Raw genomic sequence first — 19,672 nt, forward strand, 5'->3', positions numbered from 1 at the left:
CCTGCGTGATCGACCGACTGTGCGGGGCCTCCCGGGCCCCGCACAGCCCGGGTTCAGCGGGCTCTGTCCTCCACCGGTCAGCGCTCGACGGCAGAGCCGGAAGCGGTCGGCTCCGAACCGGCCGGCTCGGCACCCGTCGACTCCGAACCGGCCGGCTCGGCAGGAACGCCGGCCGTCGGCTTGGGCCGCCCGGGCAGGACCACCGCCGCGGCCAGCGCGGCGGCCACCAGGAAGCCCGCCGCCAGCAGGTAGCCGAGCGAGTAGCCGTCGGTCGCCGCCGCCCTGGCCTCGGCCCCGGCGGCCAGCCGGTGGTCGGTGCGGGCGGTGGCGGCCGTCACCAGCACCGCGAGGCCGATCGCGCCGCCGATCTGCCGGGCCGAGTTGAGCAGCGCCGAGGCCGTCCCGGCCTCCTGCGGCGGGAGTCCGCCGGTGGCGGCCGCGGTGAGCGGGACGAAGGAGAAGCCGATCCCGAGGCCCGCGACCATCGAGGGGACGAGGACGTCGCCCAGGTACCCGCCGGAGGGTTCCAGTGCCGCCCACCAGGCGAAGCCCGCGGCGCCGAGCAGCCCGGCGGGGACCAGCAGCAGGCGGACCGGCACGCCCCGGCGCATCAGCCGGGTGGAGATCTGGATGGCGACCACCACGCACAGGGTCAGCGGCAGGAAGGCCAGCCCGGCCCGGGCCGCGCTGAACCCGAGCACGGTCTGCAGGTACAGGGTGGAGAAGTAGAACGCGCCGAACTGGCCGCCGACCAGCAGCGCCATGAACAGGTTGGCGCCGAGGACGTTGCGCCGGCGCAGCAGGCCGAGCCGGATCAGCGGATCGGCCATCGGCCCGTACTGCTCCCAGAGCGCGAATCCGAGCAGCAGTACGGCCGAGGCGGCCAGCGTCCCGAGGGTGGCGGCGGAGCCCCAGCCGACCTGCTCGGTGCGCTCCACGCCGAGGATCAGCAGGCCCACGCCCGCGGTGGCGAGCACCGCGCCGACCAGGTCGAGCCGGCCCCGGCGGCGGCCGAAGGTGCCGCCGGGCACTCCGCCGAGGGCCAGGACCAGCGCGCCGGCCGCCATCGGCAGGTTGACCAACATCACCCAGCGCCAGCCCGCGTACTCGGCGAGCAACCCGCCGATCAGCACCCCGGCGCCGCCTCCGACCGCCGAGACGGCGGCGTAGACGCCGAGCGCCCGGGTGCGCTCGCGGCCCTCGCGCTGGGTCAGCGTCAGGACGGCGAGCGCGGCGGGCGCCAGGACGGCCGCCCCGACGCCCTGGACCGCGCGGGCCAGGATCAGCTGGGCCTCGTTCTGCGCCAGCCCGCCGCCGAACGAGGCGAGCGCGAAGGCGACCGTGCCGCAGGCCAGCACCCGGCGTTGCCCGTAGAGGTCCGCCATCCGCCCGCCGAGCAGCAGGAAGCCGCCGAAGCAGAGGGCGTAGATGTTGACCACCCAGGGCAGTTGGGAGCGCTCGATGTGCAGCCCCGTCGCCATGCTCGGCAGTGCCACGTTCACGATTGTCATGTCGAGCGTGACCATGAACTGGGCCAGCGCCACCGCGGCGAGCGCCCTCCCCCGGTGGTCCCCGGCCACTTCCGTCGCCCTCATCGATCCCATCGACCCCTCCCGAGTTTTTATACGCGTATATCTAACGCGTACGAAAACCATAGCCGGAGACCGGGGCGACCGCCAGCCGGACAGGGAGAGGGACGTCGGCACCCGCCGCCGCGCGGACAGGAGAGGATGTGGACATGGAACAGAGCACACCGACCGGTCGCCGGACCGGCCGACCGCCCAAGCTGTCCCGGGAGGCGATCCTCACCGCGGCCCGGACGATCCTGGCCGAGGAGGGGCCGGAGCAGCTGTCCATGCGGCGGCTGGCCAAGGAACTCTCCAGCACCCCGATGGCGCTCTACCACCACGTCAAGGACAAGGACGAGCTGCTGCTGCTCCTCCTGGAGAGCCACGCCTCGGCCTTCCCCCGGCCCGAGCTGCCCGCCGACCCGCGCGAGCGGCTGATCGCCGCGGCCCGGGTGCTGTACGACATCCTGGCCGAGTGCCCGTGGATCGTGGAGGTGCTGGCCTCGGACGACCTGCTCGCGGTCTCGGCGCTGTGGATCGTCGAGAACATCCTGGACGCGGCGATCGCCGCCGGGCTCACCCCCGAACAGGCCGTCCACGTCTACCGGGTGCTCTGGTACTACACGGCCGGCGAGCTGACCGTCCGGCTCGGCCGCCGGCGCCGCCGCGCCGACCCGGCCGGACGCCCGTACCGCGCCGAGGCCTTCGCCACCCTCGACCCGGCGGCCTTCCCCCGGCTCACCTCGCTGGCCGGCGACTGGGAGGAGCTGACCGCCGCCGACACCCGGCAGGAGGGGCTGGTCGCGATCGTGGACGGCCTGCTGGCGACGCCAAAGCCCTGAACTGCCTCCGCCCGTGGGCCAGTTGGTCAGGCCCCGGCGGCCGCCGCCGCCGCGAGGGTGTCCAGCACCGGGCGGATCAGCGGGTGCCCGTCGGCCCCCGCGCGGACGGCGGCGAACACCCGCCGGGTGGCCAGCTCGCTGTCCACCGGGCGGACGGCGACCTGGGAGAGGTCCACGCCGCGCAGCGCGGAGCGGGGCACCAGGGCAACGCCGGAGCCCGCCGAGGCCAGCGCGACCACGGCGCGGAAGTCGTCGGAGGAGTGCAGCAGCCGGGGCTGGAAGCCGGCGTGCTCGCAGGCCAGCAGCACCACGTCGTGGCAGGGGTTGCCCGGGTAGGGGCCGATCCAGGGATCGCCGGCCAGGGCGGCCACGGCGAGCGGCCCCTGCTCGGCGGCCAGCGGGTGGGCCAGCGGCAGGACGGCCTCGAAGGGCTCGGCGTAGAGCGGGACCCGGGTGAGCCGGGCGTCGTCGGCGCGCGGGGCGCCCCGGTACTCGACGGCCACCGCGAGGTCGGCCCGGCCGTCCAGCACCATCGGCAGGCTGGCGTCGCCCTCGGCATCCAGCACCTTGAGCCGCACACCCGGGGCGCGCTCGGCGAGCAGGCCGATCGCTGGGGCGAGCACGTGCGAGATGCCGGTGGCGAAGGAGGCGACGGTGACCTCGCCCGCGACGCCCGCGCTGTACGCGGCGAGGTCGGCCTCGGCGCGCTCCAGCTGGGCGAGCACGGCGTCCGCGTGGCCGAGCAGGATCTCCCCGGCGGCGGTCAGCCGCACGCCCCGGCCCTCGCGGGCCAGCAGGTCGTGGCCGGTCTCCTGCTCCAGGGCGGCCAGCTGCTGGGAGACCGCGGAGGGGGTCAGGTAGAGGGCGGCCGCCGCGGCGGTCACGGTGCGGTGGTCCGCCACGGCCCGCAGGGTCCGCAGCCGTCGTGCGTCGATCACGAGCCAATTCTGCCAGCGCGACGGAGTGGACCGTCCGGGAGCCGTTTCGGGGCAGTACCACCGGTGGCGTACTTCCGGCGGAGATCGCTTCGGCCCGTTGACCGTCGCGCTCGATCGACGCTTGGCTCGTGGCCGGGCCGGGCCGCTGGGGATCGCGGGGATTCGAGGGCCCGGCACACGTCATCAAGGGGAGGATGTCCATGACCACCGCTCGTTCCCGCCGCTGGCTGGCCCGTACCGGCTTCGTCCTGGTGGCCGCCGTCGTGGCCGGCGCCGCGATGCCGGCCGCCGAGGCCCGCCCGCCCAAGGGCGACACCGCCCGGGTCAGCGAGGGCACCAAGGGCAAGCAGCTCAACGGCCTGTCGAACACGCTCGGCCTGAGCGCCGACGGCCGCTCCGCGCTGTTCTCGTCGGCCGCGACCAACCTGCTGCCCGTCGACGGCACCCCAAATGCCAGCGAGGTCTACGTACGGGACCTGCGCAACGGGCACATCGAGCGGGTCAGCGTCGCCGACGACGGCGCGCAGCTGAACGCGCCCACCTCGGACGCCTCGATCAGCGGCGACGGCCGCTACGTCGCGTTCACCACCACCGCCACCAACGTGGTGCCCGGCCAGGCCAAGCACCAGAGCGACGTCTTCGTCCGCGACCGCTGGACCGGCCGCACCGAGCTGATCACCTTCCTGCCCGGCACCACGACCACCGGCGGTTCCTACGACCCGGTGATGACGTCCGACGACCGCTGGGTCTACTTCGACTCCGACGCCGACAACCTGGTCCCGGGCGACACCAACCAGCAGACCGACGTCTTCCGGCGGGACCTGTGGACCGGCCGGATCGAGCGGGTCAGCCTCACCGAGGACGGCGCGCAGGCCACCGGCGGCTCCTACAACCCGCGCGTCGACGCCACCGGCGACGCCGTGGTCTTCGACGCGGAGGACGGCAACCTGGTGGCGGGCCACACCAACACCTTCACGGACGTGTTCCTGCGCCGCCTGTGATCTCCCGGTGCGTGGGGCCGAGCCGCCATAGGCCAAACGCTGCTTACGACAGTTGACGTATTTTCCGGCCGAGTTCATCTCAGCTGTTGACCGGCGGCCCACGACCAAGGCGAGGACGACTGATCCCGGAAACCGCGAACGGGGGTGGGGCGCCGGTGCGGGCCGGCGCCCCACCCCCGTGGCGGGAGGGTGCGGCAGGTGGTTGGTGGCCGTGCGGCGGAGGCGATTCGATTCGCCTCCGCCGCACGCCGATTGTGAGCCCGCGGGCCGGTCCGGTTCCGAGCGGTCCGGCCCGCGGGCAGTCGGTGCGGGCCCCTGCCGGGCCCGGCGGGGACTACTCCCCCAGTGCGGCGCGCGCCTCCACGAAGGCCGCGACGGCGCGCTCGACGTCCTCGGTGGAGTGCGCCGCGGACAGCTGCACCCGGATCCGGGCCTGGCCGTGCGGGACCACCGGGTAGGAGAAGCCGATCACGTACACCCCGCGCTCCAGCAGGAGCTCGGCGAGCCGGCCCGCCTTGGCCGCGTCACCGATCATCACCGGGGCGATCGGGTGGTCGCCGGGCAGGATCTCGAAGCCGGCCTCGGTCATCTTGCTGCGGAACAGCGCGGTGTTGGCAGCCAGCTTCTCGCGCAGCTCGTTGGACTGCTCGACCAGGTCGAGCACCTTCAGCGAGGCGGCCGCGATCACCGGGGCCAGCGAGTTGGAGAACAGGTACGGGCGCGAGCGCTGGCGCAGCAGGGCGACGATCTCGCGGCGGGCCGCGACGTAGCCGCCGGAGGCGCCGCCGAGCGCCTTGCCGAGGGTGCCGGTGATGATGTCCACCCGGTCCATCACGCCGTGCAGTTCCGGGGTGCCGCGGCCGCCCGCGCCGACGAAGCCGACGGCGTGCGAGTCGTCGACCATGACCATCGCGTCGTAGCGGTCGGCCAGGTCGCAGATCTCGCGCAACGGGGCGACGTAGCCGTCCATCGAGAACACGCCGTCGGTGACGATCAGGCGGCGGCGGGCGTCCTGGGTCTCCTTGAGCTGCTGCTCCAGGTCGGCCATGTCGCGGTTGGCGTAGCGGTGGCGGCGGGCCTTGCTGAGCCGGATGCCGTCGATGATGCTGGCGTGGTTGAGCGCGTCGGAGATGACGGCGTCGCGGTCGTCCAGCAGGGTCTCGAAGACGCCGCCGTTGGCGTCGAAGCACGAGGAGTAGAGGATCGTGTCCTCCTGGCCGAGGAACGCCGAGAGGCGGTCCTCCAGCTCCTTGTGCACGTCCTGGGTGCCGCAGATGAAGCGGACCGAGGCCATGCCGTAGCCCCAGCGGTCCAGCGCGTCCTTGGCCGCAGCCAGCACCTCGGGGTGGTCGGCCAGGCCGAGGTAGTTGTTGGCGCAGAAGTTCAGCACCTCGCCCGGGCGGCCGCCACCGGTGACGGTGACCGCGGCGCTCTGCGGGGTGCCGATGACCCGCTCGGGCTTGAACAGGCCGGCCTCGCGGATCTCGTCGAGGGTGGTGGCGATGTCGGCGCGCACGTTGTCGAACACAACAGGCTCCTTTTGCGTCAGCGGGGTGCTCAGGCGGTCCAGTCGAGGATGATCTTGCCGCAGTTGCCGCTCGCCGCGTCGTCGAAGGCGGCCTCGAAGGCGTCGGCGGAGTAACGGCCGGTGATCACCGGGCTGAGGTCCAGGCCGCCCTCCAGCAGCACGGACATCGCGTACCAGGTCTCGAACATCTCGCGGCCGTAGATGCCCTTGATGGTGATCATCGAGGTGACGATCGAGGCCCAGTCCACCGGGAACTGCTCGGCGGGCAGGCCCAGCATGGCGATCTTCCCGCCGTGGGTCATGTTGGCGATCATCGACTGCATCGCCTCGGGGCGCCCGGACATCTCCAGGCCGACGTCGAAGCCTTCGCGCAGGCCCAGCTTCTGCTGGCCCTCCTCGATGGTCTGCTCGGCGACGTTGAGCGCCAGCGTCACGCCGACCTGGCGGGCCAGGTCGAGGCGGTACGGGGAGACGTCGGTGATCATCACGCTGCGGGCGCCGGCGTGCTTGGCGACGGCGGCGGCCATGATGCCGATCGGGCCGGCACCGGTGACCAGCACGTCCTCGCCGACCAGCGGGAAGGACAGCGCGGTGTGCACGGCGTTGCCGAACGGGTCGAAGATCGCGGCCACGTCCAGGTCGACCGGCACCCGGTGCACCCAGACGTTGGAGGCGGGCAGGGCCACGTACTCGGCGAAGGCGCCGTCGCGGTTGACGCCCAGGCCGATGGTGTTGCGGCACAGGTGGCGGCGGCCGGCCAGGCAGTTGCGGCACTTGCCGCAGACCAGGTGGCCCTCGCCGCTGACCAGGTCGCCGATCGCGATGTCCGCGACGCCTGCGCCGATCTCGGCGACCTCGCCGACGAACTCGTGGCCGAGCACCAGCGGGGTCTTGATGGTCTGCTGCGCCCAGCCGTCCCACTTGCGGATGTGCAGGTCGGTCCCGCAGATACCGGTCCGCAGCACCTTGATCAGCACCTCGCCGGGGCCGATCTCGGGCTTCGGGACGTCGATCATCCAGAGACCGGGCTCGGCCTTCTGCTTGACGAGTGCCTTCACGGGCGACGGCTCCTGACGTGCGGGTGGGACGGCCTTCGAGGGTCGGGCAGGCCGAGTGGCCCGGTTCGACCGCCATTGACGGGCGCACTCCGGGCAAGCAGAAATCTGCCTGGTCAGGGCGGGTGCGGTCCATCGAGGAATTCTTAAGGGCGGCCACAGCTGGGCTAAACGATCGTGCCCGAGCCGGGGCCCGGGATGGGGGCGGCATGCCGGTGCTCACCCGTTCAGCCGAGCGCGGGACGCCGTCCGCGACTGATCCCTACGGCGCGTTCTGAGGCCTGATCCGGTCCACCGGTCAGGCCTCCGGCGTCCCTGGTACGCCGTCAGATGCCCAGCACCTTGCCGAGATCGTAGGAGACCGGCTCCTCCAGCTGCGCGTAGGTGCAGCTCTCCGGCGAGCGGTCCGGCCGCCAGCGGCGGAACTGCGCGGTGTGCCGGAACCGGCTGCCCTCCATGTGGTCGTAGGCGACCTCGACCACCCGCTCGGGGCGCAGCGCGATCCAGGACAGGTCCTTGCCGCCGGTCCAGCGGCTGACCGCGCCCGGCAACCGCCCCTCGGCGTGGGCGGCCTCCTCCGCCCACGCGCCCCAGGGATGCTCGGACAGGTCGTCCATCCGCAACGGGGCCAGTTCCTCGATCAGTTCGCGACGGCGGGCCATCGAGAACGCGGCGCAGACGCCGACGTGCTGGAGCCTGCGTTCGTCGTCGTAGATGCCGAGCAGCAGCGAGCCGACCACCGGGCCGCTCTTGTGCTCGCGGTAGCCGGCCACCACGCAGTCGGCGGTGCGCTCGTGCTTGATCTTGAACATGGTCCGCTCCCCCGGCCGGTACGGCTGGTCCAGCGGCTTGGCCACCACCCCGTCCAGGCCGGCGCCCTCGTACTCGGCGAACCAGGTCCCGGCGAGGTCGCGGTCGGTGGAGGCCGGGGCGGTGAACACCGGGTCCTTCGCCTTGCCCAGCGCCGCCACCAGCGCGGGGCGGCGCACCGACAGCGGCTCGTCCACCAGCGAGTCGTCGCCGAGGGCGAGCAGGTCGAAGGCGACGAAGGAGGCCGGGGTCCGCTCGGCGAGCACCCGCACCCGGCTCGCCGCGGGGTGGATGCGCTCCAGCAGTTCCTCGAAGCGCAGCCGCCCGTCCCGGGCGATCACCACCTCGCCGTCCAGCACGCAGCGGGGCGTCAGCTCGCGCTTGAACGCCTCGACCAGCTCGGGGAAGTACCTGGTCAGCGGCTTGCCGGTGCGGCTGCCGAGCTCGACCTCGTCACCGTCGCGGAACACGATGGTGCGGAAGCCGTCCCACTTGGCCTCGTACTGCATCCCCGGCGGGATCTCGGCCACCGAGTTGGCGAGCATCGGCGCCACCGGCGGCATCACGGGCAGGTCCATGCGGCCGATCCTCGCCCGACTCGCCTCGGGACGCGCGCCGGGCACGGCGCGCCTAGCGTGTGAGTCATGGGCGCAGCCGTGGAACTGGAAGTCGCCGGGCGGACCGTCCGGCTGTCGAACCCGGACAAGGTGTACTACCCCGAGCGCGGCTTCACCAAGCTGGACGTCGCGCAGTACTACCTGGCCGTCGCCGACGGGGTGCTGCGCGGGCTGCGGGACCGGCCGACCACGCTGCAGCGCTTCCCGGACGGCGTGGACGGCGAGTTCTTCTACCAGAAGCGAGCGCCCAAGGGCCTGCCGGACTGGCTGCCCACCGCCCGGATCAACTTCCCCAGCGGCCGCTCCGCCGACGAGATCTGCCCCACCGAGCCGGCCGCCGTGCTGTGGGCGGCGAACCTGGGCTGCCTCACCTTCCACCCCTGGCCGGTGCGGCGCTCCGACACCGACCACGTGGACGAACTGCGGATCGACCTCGACCCGCAGCCCGGCACCGACTTCCGCGACGCCGTCCGCGCCGCCCACGAACTGCGCGCCCTGTTGGCGGAGTTCGGGCTGCGCGGCTGGCCCAAGTCCTCCGGCGGACGCGGCCTGCACGTCTACGTCCCGCTGGTGCCCGAGTGGACCTTCACCGACGGGCGGCACGCGGTGATCGCGCTCGGCCGGGTGCTGGAGCAGCGGATGCCCGGGAAGGTCACCACCGCCTGGTGGAAGGAGGAACGCGGCGAGCGGATCTTCGTCGACTACAACCAGATGGCCCGCGACCGCACCATCGCCTCCGCCTACTCGCTGCGCGCCCGCCCCCGCGCCACCGCCTCCACCCCGCTGCGCTGGGAGGAGCTGGACGACGCCTCCCCCGAGGACTTCGACCTGCGCACCGTCCCCGCCCGCTTCGCCGAACTCGGCGACCCGAACGCGGAGATGGAGCAGCACGCGTTCCGGCTGGACGACCTGCTGGAGCTCTACGACAAGCAGTTGCACGACGAGGGCCTCGGCGAACTCCCGTACCCGCCCGACCACCCCAAGGCGGAGGGCGAACCGACCCGGGTGCAGCCGAGCCGGGCTCGCAGGAAGTAGCGGCGGGAGGCAGTGGGCCCTGGCATCCTGACCCGATGCCCTTCGACCACAACGACCACTACCACCGGTTGCTGCTGCGCACACTCCCGCCCGGGGCCCGCCGGGCACTGGACGTCGGCTGCGGGACGGGCGCCTTCGCCCGGGCCCTCGCCCGGCGGGGCGTCGAGGTGGAGGCCGTGGACCGCGACGCCGCCGTGATCGCCGCCGCCCGGTCCGACGCGTCCGGGATCCACTTCCGCCAGGCGGACATCGAGGAACTGGAGCTGCCACCCGGCCGGTACGACTACATCTCCTGCCTGGCCAGCCTGCACCACCTGCCGATCGGCACCCTCGACCGGCTGCGCGAGGCGCTGGTGCCCGGCGGGGTGCTGGCGGTGCTCGGCTGCTACCGGGAGGAGACGGCCCGGGACCGGCTGATCAGCCTGGCCGCCGTGCCGGCGAACGCCGTCTGCCGCCTGGCCGTCCACCTGCGCGAACACGGCGCCGGGCCGGGCGTGCCAGCCCCGGTCGCGATGCCGACGACCTCCCTGGCCGAGGTACGGGCGTACGCGGCACGGCACCTGCCGGGCTTCACGCTGCGCCAACTGCTGTTCTGGCGCTATCTGCTGGTCTATCGGCGCGCACGGTGATCAACTGGGCGGGACGACACTTCCGGGAGGGGACTGCGATGGGCGCACGGGCACTGGCCGAGATCCTGGCGGACACGGCGGGCGGGGTGTTCCCGCCGCCGGACGGGTCGGTGACGGTGGTGCCGCAGCCCTCGCCGCGCGAGGCCGGGGTGGTGTCCTTCGCCGCGCACGCCGTGGTGTTCACCGACGAGGACCCGGCCTGGGTGCGCGACACCCTCGCCGCCGACCCGGGCGACCCGCTGGCGGCGCCGCTCTGCCCGCCCTTCCTGACCGCCTTCGCCTCGCGCACCGGGCGGACCGTCAACAACATCGACCTGCTCTCCGTCGCCGACCGCCTCCCCGGCGAGCCGTCGCTGCCGCTCAGCCCGGTCGAGGACCGCGAGCACCCCCGGGTGGTCCGGGCGCTGCGCTACCGCGAGGACGTCCGGGTGTTCGAAGCCGACGGCGGCGTGCTGATCCTCGGCCGGGGCGTGGCCGGGCGCTGGGAGGCCGCCGTCGAGGTCGACCCGCAGGCCCAGGGTCGCGGCCTCGGCCGCGCGCTGGCCACCGCCGCCCGGCACCTGCTGCCGGAGGGCGCGGTCGTCTGGGCCCAGCAGGCCCCGGGCAACGCCCCCAGCGTCCGTGCCTTCCAGGCGGCGGGCTACCGGGCGATCGGCGCGGAGGCACTGCTGGTGCTGGGGCGGCCGTAAGGGGCCTGGGGGTCAGTCGGCCGGCGGGGTCCACAGCACCCGGACCCGGTCGGCCGCGACATCGTACCCGAGGAACGGCGGTCCCGTGGTGGTGCCCTCGAAGAACATCGGGACCGACTTGCCCAGCCGCCGTCCGATCGCGGCCAGGAACCCGCACAGGACGTCCAACCGCTCCTGGCCCTGAAGCTCCCGGAGGTCGAGGTCGAAGTCGATCACCTCGTCCGAATAGAACCGGAAGATCGCGCAGACCCCGGGATCGGGCCACACCCGCAGGTAAGCGCAGTCGGCATCGGCCGGCCGGGACAGTACCGCCTCGGCCCGGGGCAGGGGCAGCACCGTGTCACCCTCGGAGTACTCGAAGGCCCAGCCCCGCTCCACCACCAGGACCAGCAGGGCCTGCCAGTCCGCCCCCGTCGTGTCCTCGACGAACACATCGGGCAGGCAAGCCCCGCTGGACGGATCGAGCAGCCACGCGACGTGCGCGTCCCAGACCAGATCAGCCATGCCGCCATCCTGCCCGGGAACGCCCCAGCGGCCGAGCGATTATTCGCCCCGCGCACCCGCCGGCGCCAGCTCGGCGATGATCCGGACGGCGTCCGCGATCTCCCCGTCCGTCAGGTCTCCGCGCGCCGTCAGCCGCAGTCGGCTGACGCCGTCCGGGACGGACGGCGGGCGGAAGCAGCCGACCGCGAGGCCGGCCCGGCGGCAGTCGGCGGCCCAGGCGACGGCGGCCTCGGGGCCGGGGGCGCGGACCGAGACCACGGCGGCGTCCGGCTCGCAGGCCTGCAGCCCGGCGGCGGTCAGGCGGCCGGCGAGGGTGCGGGCGACCTCGCGGGCGCGGTCGGCGCGCTCCGGCTCGGCGCGCAGCAGGCGCAGCGCCGCGAGGGCGGCGCCGGCGGCGGCCGGGGCGAGGCCGGTGTCGAAGATGAAGGTGCGGGCCGTCTCGGTGAGGTGGCGGATCACCCGGCGCGGGCCGAGCACGGCGCCGCCCTGCGAGCCGAGCGACTTGGAGAGGGTGACGGTGGCGACGGTGTCCGGCTGCCCGGCGAGCCCGGCGGCGGCCGGCGCGCCGCGCCCGCCGGGGCCGAGGACGCCCAGCCCGTGGGCGTCGTCCACCAGCAGCGCGGCGCCGTGCGCGCGGACGGCCGCGGAGAGCCCGCGCAGCGGTGCGGCGTCCCCGTCCACCGAGAACACCGAGTCGGTGACCACCACCGCCCGCCGCTGCGTCCGCCCGGCCAGCACCTCGGCCACCGCCGCCGGGTCGCTGTGCGGGGCCCGGTGGACGTCGGCCCGGGAGAGCCGGCAGCCGTCGATCAGCGAGGCGTGGTTGTAGGCGTCGGAGACGATCAGCGTGTCCGGGTCGGTGAGCGCGGTGAGCGCGGCGAGGTTGGCGGTGTACCCGGAGGAGAACACCAGCGCCGCCTCCGCCCCGCAGAACTCGGCAAGCTCCTCCTCCAGTTCGGTGTGCAGCGCGGTCGTCCCGGTCACCAGCCGCGACCCGGTCGCCCCGCCACCCCACCGCAGCGCGGCGTCCGCCGCCGCCCGCGTCACCACCGGGTGCCGGGTCAGCCCCAGGTAGTCGTTCCCGGCCAGGTCCAGCACCGGGTCCTCCGCCGCCCGGCTGCGCAGCGTACGGGTCAACCCGGCGTCGGCGCGCAGCTCGGCGGTTTCGTCGAGCCAGTCGAAGACCTGCGCCGGGGCGAGGCCAGCGGCGGGGCGGGGCTGGGAGGTGAGGGGGAGGGTCATGCCCGGCACTCTGGCACGGGCGGCGAACGGGGATCAATGTGCCACTCGGCACATGATCGGTGCGGTCCACTGGCCGGTCGCGACAACCGGGGCACCGCCTCCCTCCGCTCCGAGGCTTTGCCCGGGGTGGCGGCGAGCAGGCAAGATAGCCGGGTGACCCTCCTTGATCTGATGCCGAAGCCCGCCACCCCCGACGCGCTGTACGAGACGTTCGCAGCCTGGGCGGAGGAGCGGGGGATCACGCTGTACCCGGCGCAGGAGGAGGCGCTGATCGAGCTGGTGTCCGGGAACAACGTGATCCTGGCGACGCCGACCGGCTCGGGCAAGAGTCTGGTGGCGGCGGGCGCGCACTTCGCGGCGCTGGCCGAGGGGCAGCGGACCTTCTACACCGCCCCGATCAAGGCGCTGGTCTCGGAGAAGTTCTTCGACCTGGTGAAGATGTTCGGCACCGAGCAGGTCGGCATGATGACCGGCGATGCCAGTGTGAACCCGACCGCGCCGATCATCTGCTGCACGGCCGAGGTGCTGGCCCAGATCGCGCTGCGGGACGGCGCGCGGGCGGACATCGGCCAGGTGGTGATGGACGAGTTCCACTTCTACGCGGAGCCGGACCGCGGCTGGGCCTGGCAGATCCCGCTGCTGGAGCTGCCGCAGGCGCAGTTCCTGCTGATGTCGGCGACGCTGGGCGACGTGCGCCGGTTCGAGGAGGACCTGACCCGCCGGACCGGCCGGCCGACCACGGTGGTGCGCAACGCGACCCGCCCGGTGCCGCTGTTCTACGAGTACCGCCGCACCACCATGCACGACACCCTGGAGGAGCTGCTGCAGACCGGTCAGGCGCCGGTCTACGTCGTGCACTTCACCCAGAAGGAAGCGGTGGAGCGGGCCCAGTCGCTGATGAGCATCAACATGTGCTCGAAGGCGGAGAAGGAGGCCATCTCCGATCTGATCGGCGGCTTCCGCTTCACCACCAAGTTCGGCCGCAACCTGTCCCGGTTCGTCCGCCACGGCATCGGCGTGCACCACGCGGGCATGCTGCCGAAGTACCGCCGGCTGGTCGAACGCCTCGCCCAGGCGGGCCTGTTGAAGGTGATCTGCGGGACGGACACGCTGGGCGTGGGCGTCAACGTGCCGATCCGCACGGTGCTGTTCACCGCCCTGTCGAAGTACGACGGTCAGCGCGTGCGCATCCTGCGCGCCCGTGAGTTCCACCAGATCGCCGGGCGCGCGGGCCGGGCCGGCTTCGACACCGTCGGCCAGGTCGTCGCCCAGGCGCCGGAGCACGTGATCGAGAACGACAAGGCGATCGCCAAGGCCGGGGACGACCCGAAGAAGAAGCGCAAGGTGGTGCGGAAGAAGGCACCGGAGGGCTTCGTCGGCTGGACCGAGGAGACCTTCGACAAGCTGATCGGCGCCGACCCGGAGCCGCTGGTCTCCCGGTTCAAGGTGAGCCATGCGATGCTGCTGTCGGTGATCGGCCGCCCGGGCAACGCCTTCGAGGCGATGCGCAAGCTGCTCACCGACAACCACGAGGACAAGGCCGCCCAGCGTCGGCACATCCGCACCGCGATCGCGATCTACCGCTCGCTGCTGGAGGGCGGCGTGGTGGAGCGGCTGCCGGAGCCGGACGCCGAGGGCCGGATCGTCCGCCTGACCCTGGACCTCCAGGAGAACTTCGCGCTCAACCAGCCGCTCTCCACCTTCGCGCTGGCCTCCTTCGAACTGCTCGACCCCACCTCGCCGTCGTACGCGATGGACGTCATCTCGGTGGTCGAGGCGACCCTCGACGACCCGCGCCAGATCCTCGCCGCCCAGCAGAACAAGGCGCGCGGCGAGGCCGTCGGCGAGATGAAGCGGGACGGCATCGAGTACGAGGAGCGGATGGAGCGGCTCCAGGAGATCACCTACCCGAAGCCGCTGGAGGAGCTGCTCACCCACGCGTACGAGGTGTACCGCCGGGCCCACCCGTGGATCGGCGACCACCAGCTGCAGCCGAAGTCCGTGGTGCGGGACCTCTACGAGCGGGCGATGACCTTCTCGGACTACGTCGGCTTCTACGAGCTGGCCCGCACCGAGGGCATCGTGCTGCGCTACCTGGCCGGGGCGTACAAGGCGCTGGAGCAGACCGTCCCCGAGGACGTGAAGACGGACGACCTCAAGGACGTCATCGCCTGGCTCGGCGAGCTGGTCCGCCAGGTCGACTCCAGCCTGCTGGACGAGTGGGAGCAGCTGGCCAACCCGACCGAGGCGGCCACCGCCGAGATCACCCTGGACGACAAGCCGGCGCCGGTGACGGCGAACGCCCGGGCCTTCCGGGTGCTGGTGCGCAACGAGATGTTCCGCCGGGTCGAGCTGTGCGCCCTGGAGCACTGGGACGAACTCGGCGAGCTGGACGGCGGGTACGGCTGGGACGCGGACCGCTGGGCGGACGCGATGGACGGCTACTGGGACGAGTACGACGACCTGGGCACCGGCCCGGACGCGCGCGGCCCCAAGATGCTGATCATCGAGGAGGAGGACTCCGCCTGGAAGGTCCGGCAGATCTTCGACGACCCGGAGGGCGACCACGACTGGGGCATCAGCGCCGAGGTCGACCTCTACGGCTCGGACGAGGAGGGCCGGGCGGTGCTGCGGGTGACTGCGGTGGACCGGCTCGGCGGCTGACGGGCCGTCAGGCATGCGAAGGGGCCCGGCACTTGCCGGGCCCCTGGCCGTTCTCCCTCAGGCCGCTGAACCGCCGGTCGCGCCCTCCGATCGTTTGTCACATCCACACAAAGGGCTGACCGGCCACGTAGGAGAGGGCGCGGGTGGCGTCGTCGAGGTTCGGCTCCCCGCCGGCCCCGGAGGCGCTGGGCACCGGGGCGGGGGCGGTGGCGCCCGGGGTGGCGGCGGGGCCGGGGTGGGCGTCGGTCCGCGAGCTGGTGACGGTCACGTAGTGCCCGACCGCCTCGACCCGCGGCTCACTGGCCGGCTTGGCGGAGGCGGACGCGGAGGCGGAGGCGGACGGCGCGGGCGCGATGTTGGTGTCGGCGAGGATGAAGGCGACGGCGCCGGGCTTGGCCCGCAGGGCGTCGGCGGTCCTGGCGGCGGAGGCCTGGTCGGCGAAGCGCAGCAGCGTGACGCTGCTGAGCACCGGGCGGTCGACGCCGGAGAAGCTGACGGTCAGGTAGGCCTGGCAGCCGCTGTCCCGGAACAGCTCCTGGGTACGGTCCTGCAGCACCTCGGCGCAGTTCTCACCCTGCCGGATGCCGTTGCGCCGGGCCTTGTACCCGGCGGCCTCGACCAGCCGCTGGGCGGGGAAGAGGCTGTCGGCGTTGAGGCCCTCGGAGTCGGTGGGCGGCGGCGGGGTGCCGACCACCGGGGGCGTCCTGGCCGCGTCCTTTTTGGACGGACCGAGGCCGGGTATGTAGTCGCCGGGCGTCGGGCGGGTGATGATCCATCCGCCGGCCGCGACCACGCCGACCATGACGACCCAGCCGACCGCGCGGCGGCCGGTCAGCCGTCGGCCGCGCTTGCGGTCCGCCCCTCCGGTCGGGTCGGCGCCCCCGCCGGTCCGCTGTCCTGCCTGGCCGTCCTGGCCTTCTCCCGGAGTCGGGGTGCGCTCCCCCTGCGTGGTCATGGCGCAGATTCTAAGCACCCTCCGGGTGGCCTGGATCACGGGGTCGGGGGTTGTCGATCTTCCTCCGCGGGCCGATTTCGCTACCCGTCGGTAACCTCTGCCTGCAGCCGCCGTCAAGCGCGTGACCAGCGCCGACGCCGTGAGTTTCGACACTGTGGCAATCGGCACATCCTTCCGGCGATCTTCTGGCGGGTTTGCTCTGGCGCGATTCGAGCGCCAACAGGCAGGATCGGCCCCATGGATCTGCTCGATACCCTCACCGCCAAGGGCCTGCGCGGCGAAATCCCCACCCGCGAGGAGGCGCTGGCCGTCCTCGCCACCACCGACGACGAGCTGCTCGACGTGGTCGCCGCGGCCGGCAAGGTGCGCCGCCGCTGGTTCGGCCGCCGGGTCAAGCTCAACTACCTGGTGAACCTCAAGAGCGGACTCTGCCCCGAGGACTGCTCCTACTGCTCCCAGCGGCTGGGGTCCAAGGCCGAGATCCTCAAGTACACCTGGCTCAAGCCGGACCAGGCCGCCGACGCCGCCCGTGCCGGCGTGGCCGGCGGCGCCAAGCGGGTCTGCCTGGTCGCCAGCGGCCGCGGCCCGACGGACCGTGACATCGACCGGGTCACCGACACCATGGCCGCCATCAAGGACGCCGACCCCGAGGTCGAGATCTGCGTCTGCCTCGGCCTGCTCTCCGACAACCAGGCCGAGCGGCTCAAGGCGGCCGGCGCCGACGCCTACAACCACAACCTCAACACCTCCGAGGGCACCTACGGCGACATCGCCACCACCCACACCTACGCGGACCGGGTGGACACCGTCCAGAAGGCGCACGGCGCCGGCCTGTCCGCCTGCTCCGGCCTGATCGCCGGCATGGGCGAGAGCGACGAGGACCTGGTCGACGTGGTCTTCGCGCTGCGCGAGCTGGGCTCGGACTCCGTCCCGGTCAACTTCCTGATCCCCTTCGAGGGCACCCCGCTCGCCAAGGAGTGGAACCTCACCCCGCAGCGCTGCCTGCGGATCCTCGCGATGGTCCGCTTCGTCAACCCCGACACCGAGGTGCGGATCGCCGGCGGCCGCGAGGTGCACCTGCGCTCGATGCAGCCGCTCGGCCTGCACGTCGCCAACTCGATCTTCCTCGGCGACTACCTGACCAGCGAGGGCCAGGCCGGCCAGGCCGACCTCGACATGATCAAGGACGCCGGCTTCGAGGTCGAGGGCGCCGGCGAGGCCACCCTGCCGCGCCACCGCGCCGACATCGCCGAGGCGGCCCAGGCCGGCGGCTCCTGCGGCACCGCGGCCTCGGCCTGCGGCACCGGCGGCGGCTGCGGCCCGTGCGGCGGGCACGCCCACGCCGCGGCCCCCGCCGTCGAGGCCACCACCTCGGAGAGCCCGGAAGGCGACGACGAGCTGCGCAGCGACCTGGTCAAGGTCCGCCGCCGCGGCGCCGGCACCGAACTCGCCCCCAACGCCTGACCCTCCGGAGAGACCTCACCATGTCCCAGCTGTCCGCGGACACGCTGCTCGCCCTCGACCGGGCGCACGTCTGGCACCCGTACGGGCCGATGCCCGGCACCGTCACCCCGTACGTGGTCGAATCCGCCTCGGGCGTCAGACTGCGCCTGGCCGAGCCCGTCGCGGACGGCCGGCGCGAGCTGGTCGACGGGATGTCGTCCTGGTGGGCGGCGATCCACGGCTACCGGCACCCGGTCCTGGACGAGGCGGTGCGCGAGCAGCTGGGACGGATGAGCCACGTGATGTTCGGCGGGCTCACCCACGAGCCCGCCGTCCGACTGGCGGCCAAGCTGGTCGAGATCACCCCGGAACCGCTGCAGCACGTCTTCCTCGCCGACTCGGGCTCGGTGTCCGTCGAGGTCGCGATGAAGATGTGCCTGCAGTACTGGCAGTCGATCGGCCGCCCGCAGAAGCGTCGCCTGCTGACCTGGCGCGGCGGCTACCACGGCGACACCTTCCACCCGATGTCGGTCTGCGACCCGGACGGCGGGATGCACCACCTGTGGGGCGGAGTGCTCCCCGGGCAGCTCTTCGCCCCGCAGCCGCCGGCCGGCTTCGACGCCCCACTCGATGCCGAATACGCCCAGCGCTTCGAGGCGTTGATGGAACGCCACGCCGACGAGCTGGCCGCCGTCATCGTCGAGCCGGTGGTCCAGGGCGCGGGCGGGATGCAGTTCCACTCCCCCGCCTACCTGCGGATGCTGCGCGAACTCTGCGACCGCTACGGGGTGTTGCTGGTCTTCGACGAGATCGCCACCGGCTTCGGCCGCAGCGGCGCCCTGTTCGCCGCCGACCACGCCGGGGTCTCCCCGGACGTGATGTGCCTGGGCAAGGCCCTCACCGGCGGCTACCTCACGCTGGCCGCCGCCCTGTGCACCAGCGAGATCGCCGACGGCATCAGCCGCGGCGAGATGCCGGTACTCGCCCACGGGCCGACCTTCATGGGCAACCCGCTGGCCTGCGCGGCCGCCAACGCCTCGCTGGAGCTGCTGCTCGGGCAGGCCTGGGAGGTCGAGGTCAAGCGCATCGAGACCGGCCTGGTCAACGGCCTCTCGGCCGCACGCTCGCTTCCCGGCGTACAGGACGTACGGGTCCAGGGAGCCATCGGCGTCGTGCAGTTGGACCACCTGGTGGACGTCCCGGCGGCGACCGAGGCGGCCGCGCGCGAGGGCGTCTGGCTGCGGCCCTTCCGGGACCTGATCTACACGATGCCCCCCTATGTGGCGGAGGACGAGGACGTGGCACGGATCGCTGCCGCCGTGACCGCCGCGGCGGTGGCCGGGTGAGCGCGCGCATCCTGTTCGTGACGGGCACCAACACGGACGTCGGCAAGACCGTCGCCACCGCGGCCATCGCCTCGGCGGCGCTGCAGGGCGGCCTCAAGGTCGCCGCCCTCAAGCCCGGACAGACCGGCGTGGCCCCCGGCGAACCCGGCGACCTGGCCGAAGTCCAGCGCATGGCGGGCGAACTGACGATCCGTGAACTGGTCCGCTACCCCGAACCGCTGGCCCCCGACACCGCCGCCCGGCGGGCCGGGATGCCGTACCTGTCCCCGGCCGCAGTGGCCGAGGCCGTCGCCGAACTGGCCGCCACCCATGACCTGGTGCTGGTCGAGGGCGCGGGCGGGCTCCTGGTCCGCTACGACGACGAGGGCCGTACGCTGGCCGACCAGGCACAGGCGGTGCGCGCGGCCGGGCTGAACGCCGAGGTGCTGCTCGTCGCCTCGGCCGGACTCGGCACCCTGAACATCGTCGCCCTGTCGGCGGAGGCCCTGGCGGCCCGCGAACTCCCCCTCACCGGCGTCCTCGTCGGCTCCTGGCCCTCCTCCCCCGGCCTCGCCGACCGCTGCAACCTCGCCGACCTGCCGCGCTCGGCCGGCGCCCCGCTGCTCGGCGCCCTGCCGGAACGGGCGGGCGCGGCCGAGGACTTCGCCGCCCTCGCGGTCGCCTCGCTCGCCCCCGAACTGGGCGGCAGCTGGGACGCGGAGCACTTCGCACACGTCCATCGGCCGGAATAGGCCGGAACAGCCCCGGCTTCGCTCGAAGGTGTGAAGCCGGTCCCTGAACCGTGCGCGGCGCGGGTACCGGCTCAA

Annotated in this window: 17 protein-coding genes; 9 read left to right on the top strand and 8 right to left on the bottom strand. The window is 73.2% G+C overall.

Translation table 11 applies throughout. The features are described 5' to 3' along the window. Window positions 1-77: 77 nt before the first annotated feature. The gene (locus ACIRYZ_RS18770; protein WP_402945451.1) at window positions 78-1,595 is read right to left on the bottom strand and encodes a DHA2 family efflux MFS transporter permease subunit; all 1,518 of its coding nucleotides are present in this window, start codon (window positions 1,593-1,595) and stop codon (window positions 78-80) included. A gap of 143 nt (window positions 1,596-1,738) precedes the next feature. Here ACIRYZ_RS18770 and ACIRYZ_RS18775 point away from each other — a divergent pair, with 143 nt between their 5' ends. Further along, window positions 1,739-2,410 (top strand): TetR/AcrR family transcriptional regulator, encoded by a 672-nt coding sequence (locus ACIRYZ_RS18775; protein WP_402945454.1) that lies wholly within the window; start codon window positions 1,739-1,741, stop codon window positions 2,408-2,410. 26 nt (window positions 2,411-2,436) lie between these two features. On the opposite strand, the gene ACIRYZ_RS18780 is transcribed toward ACIRYZ_RS18775, so the two are convergent. After that, window positions 2,437-3,348, bottom strand: coding sequence for a LysR family transcriptional regulator (locus ACIRYZ_RS18780; protein ID WP_402945457.1), 912 nt, complete (start codon window positions 3,346-3,348; stop codon window positions 2,437-2,439). A 200-nt stretch (window positions 3,349-3,548) separates the two neighbouring features. On the opposite strand from ACIRYZ_RS18780, the gene ACIRYZ_RS18785 reads away from it, so the two are divergent. Then, window positions 3,549-4,349 carry a TolB family protein gene (locus tag ACIRYZ_RS18785; RefSeq protein WP_402945460.1) on the top strand — a complete coding sequence of 267 codons (801 nt, stop codon included), beginning with the start codon at window positions 3,549-3,551 and terminating at the stop codon, window positions 4,347-4,349. Between the two features lie 334 nt (window positions 4,350-4,683). Here ACIRYZ_RS18785 and ACIRYZ_RS18790 read toward each other — a convergent pair whose 3' ends face one another. The 3 genes from ACIRYZ_RS18790 to ACIRYZ_RS18800 form a co-directional block, all read right to left on the bottom strand. Next, window positions 4,684-5,877 carry a glycine C-acetyltransferase gene (locus ACIRYZ_RS18790; RefSeq protein WP_402945463.1) on the bottom strand — a complete coding sequence of 398 codons (1,194 nt, stop codon included), beginning with the start codon at window positions 5,875-5,877 and terminating at the stop codon, window positions 4,684-4,686. Between the two features lie 29 nt (window positions 5,878-5,906). Beyond that, window positions 5,907-6,935, bottom strand: coding sequence for an L-threonine 3-dehydrogenase (tdh, locus tag ACIRYZ_RS18795; protein ID WP_402945466.1), 1,029 nt, complete (start codon window positions 6,933-6,935; stop codon window positions 5,907-5,909). A 323-nt stretch (window positions 6,936-7,258) separates the two neighbouring features. Beyond that, window positions 7,259-8,320: an ATP-dependent DNA ligase gene (locus tag ACIRYZ_RS18800; protein WP_402945469.1), complete on the bottom strand. Its 1,062-nt coding sequence runs from the start codon at window positions 8,318-8,320 to the stop codon at window positions 7,259-7,261. Between the two features lie 66 nt (window positions 8,321-8,386). Between ACIRYZ_RS18800 and ligD the strand changes: the two genes are divergently transcribed. From ligD to ACIRYZ_RS18815, 3 genes are read left to right on the top strand one after another with little or no spacing between them, the layout of a single operon-like run. Then, window positions 8,387-9,394, top strand: coding sequence for a non-homologous end-joining DNA ligase (ligD, locus tag ACIRYZ_RS18805; protein ID WP_402945472.1), 1,008 nt, complete (start codon window positions 8,387-8,389; stop codon window positions 9,392-9,394). A gap of 35 nt (window positions 9,395-9,429) precedes the next feature. Continuing rightward, complete coding sequence (locus ACIRYZ_RS18810; protein ID WP_402945475.1) at window positions 9,430-10,023, top strand: class I SAM-dependent methyltransferase; 594 nt, start codon at window positions 9,430-9,432, stop codon at window positions 10,021-10,023. A 38-nt stretch (window positions 10,024-10,061) separates the two neighbouring features. After that, complete coding sequence (locus ACIRYZ_RS18815; RefSeq protein WP_402945478.1) at window positions 10,062-10,712, top strand: GNAT family N-acetyltransferase; 651 nt, start codon at window positions 10,062-10,064, stop codon at window positions 10,710-10,712. 12 nt (window positions 10,713-10,724) lie between these two features. Here ACIRYZ_RS18815 and ACIRYZ_RS18820 read toward each other — a convergent pair whose 3' ends face one another. Then, window positions 10,725-11,216 carry a hypothetical protein gene (locus ACIRYZ_RS18820; protein ID WP_402945480.1) on the bottom strand — a complete coding sequence of 164 codons (492 nt, stop codon included), beginning with the start codon at window positions 11,214-11,216 and terminating at the stop codon, window positions 10,725-10,727. Between the two features lie 39 nt (window positions 11,217-11,255). Then, window positions 11,256-12,458 (bottom strand): 8-amino-7-oxononanoate synthase, encoded by a 1,203-nt coding sequence (locus tag ACIRYZ_RS18825; RefSeq protein ID WP_402945482.1) that lies wholly within the window; start codon window positions 12,456-12,458, stop codon window positions 11,256-11,258. A 171-nt stretch (window positions 12,459-12,629) separates the two neighbouring features. Here ACIRYZ_RS18825 and ACIRYZ_RS18830 point away from each other — a divergent pair, with 171 nt between their 5' ends. Continuing rightward, window positions 12,630-15,122 carry a DEAD/DEAH box helicase gene (locus tag ACIRYZ_RS18830; protein WP_402945737.1) on the top strand — a complete coding sequence of 831 codons (2,493 nt, stop codon included), beginning with the start codon at window positions 12,630-12,632 and terminating at the stop codon, window positions 15,120-15,122. A gap of 97 nt (window positions 15,123-15,219) precedes the next feature. Here the strand turns inward: ACIRYZ_RS18830 and ACIRYZ_RS18835 are convergent, their stop codons facing one another. Continuing rightward, entirely contained in the window at window positions 15,220-16,077 is an 858-nt protein-coding gene (locus ACIRYZ_RS18835) for a hypothetical protein (RefSeq protein WP_402945484.1), read from the bottom strand. Window positions 16,078-16,314: 237 nt separating this feature from the next. Between ACIRYZ_RS18835 and bioB the strand changes: the two genes are divergently transcribed. Genes bioB through bioD form a run of 3 tightly spaced genes read left to right on the top strand, consistent with a single transcriptional unit; the run spans window position 16,315 to window position 19,597 of the window. Then, complete coding sequence (bioB, locus tag ACIRYZ_RS18840; RefSeq protein ID WP_402945486.1) at window positions 16,315-17,541, top strand: biotin synthase BioB; 1,227 nt, start codon at window positions 16,315-16,317, stop codon at window positions 17,539-17,541. A 20-nt stretch (window positions 17,542-17,561) separates the two neighbouring features. After that, entirely contained in the window at window positions 17,562-18,866 is a 1,305-nt protein-coding gene (locus ACIRYZ_RS18845; protein ID WP_402945488.1) for an adenosylmethionine--8-amino-7-oxononanoate transaminase, read from the top strand. Then, entirely contained in the window at window positions 18,863-19,597 is a 735-nt protein-coding gene (gene bioD / locus ACIRYZ_RS18850; RefSeq protein WP_402945490.1) for a dethiobiotin synthase, read from the top strand. Before ACIRYZ_RS18845 ends, bioD begins: the two co-directional genes overlap by 4 nt. The last annotated feature ends 75 nt before the right edge of the window (window positions 19,598-19,672 follow it).

This window comes from Kitasatospora sp. NPDC101155, assembly GCF_044768305.1.
Lineage (GTDB): Bacteria > Actinomycetota > Actinomycetes > Streptomycetales > Streptomycetaceae > Kitasatospora.

What these genes read in the sequence shown, in the direction of transcription:
- ACIRYZ_RS18770 (WP_402945451.1), bottom strand. Translation starts at nt 1,595, where the DNA reads ATGAGGGCGACGGAAGTGGCCGGGGACCACCGGGGGAGGGCGCTCGCC.
- ACIRYZ_RS18775 (WP_402945454.1), top strand. Translation starts at nt 1,739, where the DNA reads ATGGAACAGAGCACACCGACCGGTCGCCGGACCGGCCGACCGCCCAAG.
- ACIRYZ_RS18785 (WP_402945460.1), top strand. Translation starts at nt 3,549, where the DNA reads ATGACCACCGCTCGTTCCCGCCGCTGGCTGGCCCGTACCGGCTTCGTC.
- ACIRYZ_RS18800 (WP_402945469.1), bottom strand. Translation starts at nt 8,320, where the DNA reads ATGGACCTGCCCGTGATGCCGCCGGTGGCGCCGATGCTCGCCAACTCG.
- ligD (WP_402945472.1), top strand. Translation starts at nt 8,387, where the DNA reads ATGGGCGCAGCCGTGGAACTGGAAGTCGCCGGGCGGACCGTCCGGCTG.
- ACIRYZ_RS18810 (WP_402945475.1), top strand. Translation starts at nt 9,430, where the DNA reads ATGCCCTTCGACCACAACGACCACTACCACCGGTTGCTGCTGCGCACA.
- ACIRYZ_RS18815 (WP_402945478.1), top strand. Translation starts at nt 10,062, where the DNA reads ATGGGCGCACGGGCACTGGCCGAGATCCTGGCGGACACGGCGGGCGGG.
- ACIRYZ_RS18820 (WP_402945480.1), bottom strand. Translation starts at nt 11,216, where the DNA reads ATGGCTGATCTGGTCTGGGACGCGCACGTCGCGTGGCTGCTCGATCCG.
- ACIRYZ_RS18825 (WP_402945482.1), bottom strand. Translation starts at nt 12,458, where the DNA reads ATGACCCTCCCCCTCACCTCCCAGCCCCGCCCCGCCGCTGGCCTCGCC.
- ACIRYZ_RS18830 (WP_402945737.1), top strand. Translation starts at nt 12,630, where the DNA reads ATGCCGAAGCCCGCCACCCCCGACGCGCTGTACGAGACGTTCGCAGCC.
- ACIRYZ_RS18835 (WP_402945484.1), bottom strand. Translation starts at nt 16,077, where the DNA reads ATGACCACGCAGGGGGAGCGCACCCCGACTCCGGGAGAAGGCCAGGAC.
- bioB (WP_402945486.1), top strand. Translation starts at nt 16,315, where the DNA reads ATGGATCTGCTCGATACCCTCACCGCCAAGGGCCTGCGCGGCGAAATC.
- ACIRYZ_RS18845 (WP_402945488.1), top strand. Translation starts at nt 17,562, where the DNA reads ATGTCCCAGCTGTCCGCGGACACGCTGCTCGCCCTCGACCGGGCGCAC.